At 55.6% G+C, this 4,664-nt stretch carries 4 protein-coding genes; 3 read left to right on the top strand and 1 reads right to left on the bottom strand.

Going from position 1 to position 4,664, the window contains the following annotated elements; all coding sequences use genetic code 11:
• Positions 1–925: 925 nt before the first annotated feature.
• Genes CO251_RS00260 through CO251_RS00250 form a run of 3 tightly spaced genes read left to right on the top strand, consistent with a single transcriptional unit; the run spans position 926 to position 2,916 of the window.
• Positions 926–1,150: a helix-turn-helix domain-containing protein gene (locus tag CO251_RS00260; RefSeq protein WP_103373818.1), complete on the top strand. Its 225-nt coding sequence runs from the start codon at positions 926–928 to the stop codon at positions 1,148–1,150.
• Positions 1,143–1,871 carry a ParA family protein gene (locus CO251_RS00255; protein ID WP_103373817.1) on the top strand — a complete coding sequence of 243 codons (729 nt, stop codon included), beginning with the start codon at positions 1,143–1,145 and terminating at the stop codon, positions 1,869–1,871. Before CO251_RS00260 ends, CO251_RS00255 begins: the two co-directional genes overlap by 8 nt.
• Positions 1,837–2,916, top strand: coding sequence for a ParB/RepB/Spo0J family partition protein (locus tag CO251_RS00250; protein WP_103373816.1), 1,080 nt, complete (start codon positions 1,837–1,839; stop codon positions 2,914–2,916). Before CO251_RS00255 ends, CO251_RS00250 begins: the two co-directional genes overlap by 35 nt.
• 27 nt (positions 2,917–2,943) lie before the next feature.
• Here CO251_RS00250 and CO251_RS00245 read toward each other — a convergent pair whose 3' ends face one another.
• Positions 2,944–4,104, bottom strand: a complete 1,161-nt coding sequence (locus CO251_RS00245) for a hypothetical protein (RefSeq protein ID WP_158246093.1) — start codon at positions 4,102–4,104, stop codon at positions 2,944–2,946.
• Between the last annotated feature and the right edge of the window lie 560 nt (positions 4,105–4,664).

The following is a 4,664-nucleotide window of genomic DNA, read 5'->3' as shown; positions in this document are numbered from 1 at the left end:
TCCTCCACACGAGGATCCTCCGGAAAGGGGCTGCCGTGAATAGCGGTTGTCCATATTTGTCCCAAGAATTGGGCAGCTGCTGATACCACCTCAGCGTACATATTATAATTTTGTAGTAAGAGCCTGGCTCTCTTTCATTCGACGAATAAGGCAACCAACACGCTTATGCATTAGGCTAGATTCTCGTTTTACAAACGGAAAAGTTCTCTGCGATCGGTCACTATCCTAGAACTTTTCCCCTATCGCCAGACGGTTAAAGCATCCCGTATGCTATGGAGCGTTTAGGCCCTAAACGCTTTCCCTAAACCCGTGTGACTCCCAGGACGCCTTGACCTATACTCCGAGTGTTCCGCGCAGCGGCGACAAGCTCCCCGAGAAGGTGATGATCTCATCGGTTGCTCCTCGCTGCTTGTGCCGACGATGCCTCCGTCCTTAACTCCTCTTGGCTATCCCGCGTGGCGGAGGGTTGTGACACTCCTTTTCGAAATGCGGCGGATCGTCCTCCGTTTAGGACCTAAACGGACGGGCCTCGACACGGTCCGCCCAGGGGTGCGTTTAGGCCCTAAACGCCGAATCTCCCGTCGCAACCACAGAGTTTGCGAAGACATCAGCGATACCCGTGTTTAGGACCTAAACAATGCCTCTCCCATGTCGCTCCATAGGCCGGACTCGCTCGTGCCGTTCGTTTAGGCCCTAAATCCCTGGGCTCCCTTCACTCTAGTGTTCCCTGCCGGTCTCATACGTAACCCGCCCTTCGCAGATGCACGAGCCATCCATTGACAAAACTGAGGAGGATTGCCAAGATACTAATCAGATTCCGATTAACTTTATCAACCTTTTGATACGTATTCAATTCTGAGTGTAATTCGAGAACCATTCAGAGAACTCAACAGGACTTTATGGACTTAAGGAGGTCGCGACCATCATGGCAGAAGATCGTCTTTGGACTGTGAACGAGGTGGCGGAATTTTTGCGGGTGCAGCCCACCACCGTGCTGCGCCGCTTACGCTCGAAGGCCATCCGCGGGTTTCACTTAGGCAATACGTGGCGCATTGCTGATGCCGATTTGCAATCGTATTTGCAATCCTTAGCGAATCTCGATACATCCGACCGTACCCCGACACCGTCTGAGGAATCCCGGCATGGCTAACCTTTTGGTCGTCCATAACCGTAAAGGGGGGGCTGGCAAAACCACGATGAGCCTTCATCTGGCGGGAGGTTTAGCGATGGCCGGATTAGAGGTGTGTTTGATTGATGGCGACCCGCAGGGTAACTGTGCCTTAGGGCTAGGGTTGGACTTTGGTCAGCAAACCGCCACATGGCTTGTCGACGGACACTTCGCGCCCGAATCGGTCCGTCCGCACTGGGACTTGCTCAAAAGCGGCCCGGCTGCCGACCTTTGGTGGGAGCACGTGTCGTTGGATTTGTTGACCCACCGCGCGAAAGATCTGAAAGACTACGACTGGGTGATTGTCGATACGGCCCCAGGGGATTCCAGCCTGAATCGGGCTCTCCTCGCATGGACGCATGCCTTGCTGATTCCGGTCAATTTGCAGTTCTATTCGGCAGCGGGCGTCGCGAACCTTCTCACGGCCCTTCCTGCGGAACGCGTCTTAGGGATTGTCCCGAATTTTTATGATCTCCGGACCTCCCGAACACGCGAGGTCCTCGCAAGTCTCAAGCCGCAGTTCCCTGGTCTCCTTGCGCCACGGCCCATACGCCAGTGCGTCACGTTGGAACGAGCCTCCCAGGAAGGCAAGCTGATTTGGGAATGGGATCCGCGAGCGACCGCCGCGGATGATTATCTTGATCTTATTGAATGGATGGTGACGGAATATGGCGAAAACATCGCGCACCGAGCAACTCACTGAGCGTCTGGCACGAGTAAGCCACGCCGCTCGTACCAATAGTGCACCGATCGTCTCCCCGCCGCCAGATTCTGCGGACGCGGACAAGCCGTCGCAGGAGGAGGCCCTGGTTCCGCCGACCGCAGCCACTCCACAACCTGCCGTCACCCCTCATCCGTCGGGGGAGATGCGGTATATGCCCGTTGCGCTTCTGACCCCGGGTTATAATGCGCGCACTATCGATCCCGATCTCAATCCGGAAGAGTGGGACAGCTTTTTGCGTTCGATTCAAACCGCGGGACTCATTCAGCCGATTGTCGTCGCCCCAGACGCGACGCAGGACGGTCACTATTGTGTGATTGCGGGGAATCGGCGGTTCTTGGCGATTCAAATGCTTGGGTGGGATACGGTCCCCGTCGTGGTGAAACAAATCCCGCCGACAGAACAGATGGCGACCATGCTCGCCGAAAACCTGGCGCGCAAAGATATGGACCTTTACGAAGAAGCGCGCGGTTTTGAAGCATTGATTGCCGCGGGCATGCCCCCGCACCAGATTGCGCAGCGGGTCCAACGGTCGGCAAGTTACATTTCCTTGGCCCGCAAGTGCATACGCCATCCCGCGCTAGCGCACGCGTTGGAACATAAACAGATCAACCGAGCCGCCGCGATGGAAGTCTCCCGGTTATTAACCGCTGACGGGGAAGAAAAACACCCCGGATCGGTCGCCGAGATTTTAGCGTGGATTGACCGCAAGCATCCCCCCTTAGACGCCATCCGAACCGCATGTCAGAATATCCTGGCCGATCACGCCCAACCGGCAGCCCCGGCTAAAAAGCCCTCGCGCCGCTATCGCGTGTTTGTGGAACGGATTCAGGACACGCTTCTGCATGAAATGCCCAAACGGTGGGATGATCTCTCGCTGGATGACCTCGAGCAATTAGAGCACACGCTCGCTCAAGCTATCACGGCGGTTGTGAGCCAAAAGCAAAAAGCGCTGCAACATCAGATGTCCGTCCCCAACGATCTGTCTCAAGACGCTCCAATGCTTGCCGACGCCGACGAAGCCTAGCGTAGGTCTGGTCAGGCCCTAATGCCGTTATAGGGCCTGACCAACGGCGTTCTTGGCCTCACTTGGGTCCCCATACAGCTCTTTCCATGCTTGTATGATAAACGCGCGCCATGTCGGAGATTCTGGGCGAAAAAGCACCGGGGTCAACGACTTTAACGCGTCGGATGCCATGCGTGCGGCTCGCTCCTTCACAGCGTCGGCGATGGCCTGCGTGTGGAGCGCTTGCTCGACCCGGGCCCATAACTGGTCGGAGGTCTCACGTTCTTGCTGGTACATCGCTTCGCGCTGCCGGGCGGCTTCCATGTCGCGCTGAATGTGTTCAATATGCTCGCGTTGCTGATCGTGATGGGTGTTTTGGTCGAGGATCCAAGAGGGGGCCGTCCAGCCTTCATGCAAAGCCCGGTACATCCAGCCTCCGGGGAAGCGCACCCGTCCCGGAGGCGCTTGCAAAATCCACTGGGCGACGTCTTGCACACGCTCAGGGCCGTAGCGGTGGACCCACTGGGCCAATCGTTGCGAATGAATCTGCCACTCTTTGGGGATAGTGAGAACAACATCCTGGGAGGGAGCCGCGGTGGCTACCGCTTCTACCGGACCAGGTGAGCCGCATGGATGATCATTCTTACGAAGTACTTTATTTTCGATCGCTTCTTTGTGCGGGGGTGCAATCCGTGATGTGGCGCCACTTTTGGGGGCTTCTGGCCCATGGGGGTCACGGCATTGTGCCACCGCCCCTCCCGGCGCCGTGGCGGGCGACGATGGACGTGAGGGAGAGTCGCCATGGCACGGGACGTTGTCCTCCGTAGAGGTCGAATGGAAGTGCGAGGCCTCGGACGCCGTGTTACCGTCGGCCGTATAGGCCTGCCATTGCGGAAAATAGCGGTTGGATGTCGGGTCGTTCTTGGGACTTTTCCGATATTCGACGACAAGTAATTGGGCCTCGATCAGTTGCTTAATGGCGCGTTGAATCGTGCGGGGATGATAATGGAGTTCGTGCGCCAAAAATTTGATGCTGAACGTGATAAAGCGTAACGTTTTTTTGGCGCGCCACAAAAAGCTAAAGAGGTCGCGCGCCGCGCGCGACAGATCGGGCCGCGCCGCGATATCATGGCGCATTGCACGGGACGTGAGAAATTCCCACCAGTTTGTAAATCCATAGGCTTGTGCGGTCATTTTGGATTGTGGCATCACGAAATAACACAAAGACTTGACAGGCATTTTGCGGTTTGCTAAAATCAAACACAAAGATGCCCGGGATTGCTCTTTGGGAAGCAACCCCTAGAGAACTGGATGTTCCCGCATCGAGTTCTCAGAGTCAAGCTAGGTGTTAAGTTCACTCCCTTCCTGGTCATAACATTGGAGAAAAACGGCCGAGCATAGAATCGTTGGCGCGATTGTATGCTCTTTTTTTGTTCGAGCAAGATGGTAATTAATGGTATAGACCCCATGCTCTCCCATTAGTCGGTATTATACCGGATCATGGGGGAGAATGCCTAGAGATTGCGTCGAATAAAATACTTCGTAGTACGAATTAATAGAATATGGTGATTACCTGTCAGGAATATGCTGGAGCTTGAGATGCCAAAAGCGGTCACAGGCTAGCGAACGTTCTGTGCCCGTTCGTAACCTACCTATACGGAATTGAACTATTGTCCAGGTTTATCAGAATGCGCCGTAAAACTCCGCCGTTCAGGGCGGAGATACAAGGCGCTGACTCCGCAGGAGTCAATCCGGGGTTTCCTGTTGTT

This window comes from Sulfobacillus sp. hq2 (assembly GCF_002903155.1).
GTDB lineage: Bacteria > Bacillota > Sulfobacillia > Sulfobacillales > Sulfobacillaceae > Sulfobacillus > Sulfobacillus thermotolerans.
The sequence above is the reverse complement of the archived record's forward strand: the minus strand, read 5'-3'. Positions and strand labels throughout refer to the sequence as shown.

Coding starts and splice junctions, on each gene's coding strand:
- CO251_RS00260 (WP_103373818.1), top strand. CDS start 926: ATGGCAGAAGATCGTCTTTGGACTGTGAACGAGGTGGCGGAATTTTTG.
- CO251_RS00255 (WP_103373817.1), top strand. CDS start 1,143: ATGGCTAACCTTTTGGTCGTCCATAACCGTAAAGGGGGGGCTGGCAAA.
- CO251_RS00250 (WP_103373816.1), top strand. CDS start 1,837: ATGGCGAAAACATCGCGCACCGAGCAACTCACTGAGCGTCTGGCACGA.
- CO251_RS00245 (WP_158246093.1), bottom strand. CDS start 4,104: ATGCCACAATCCAAAATGACCGCACAAGCCTATGGATTTACAAACTGG.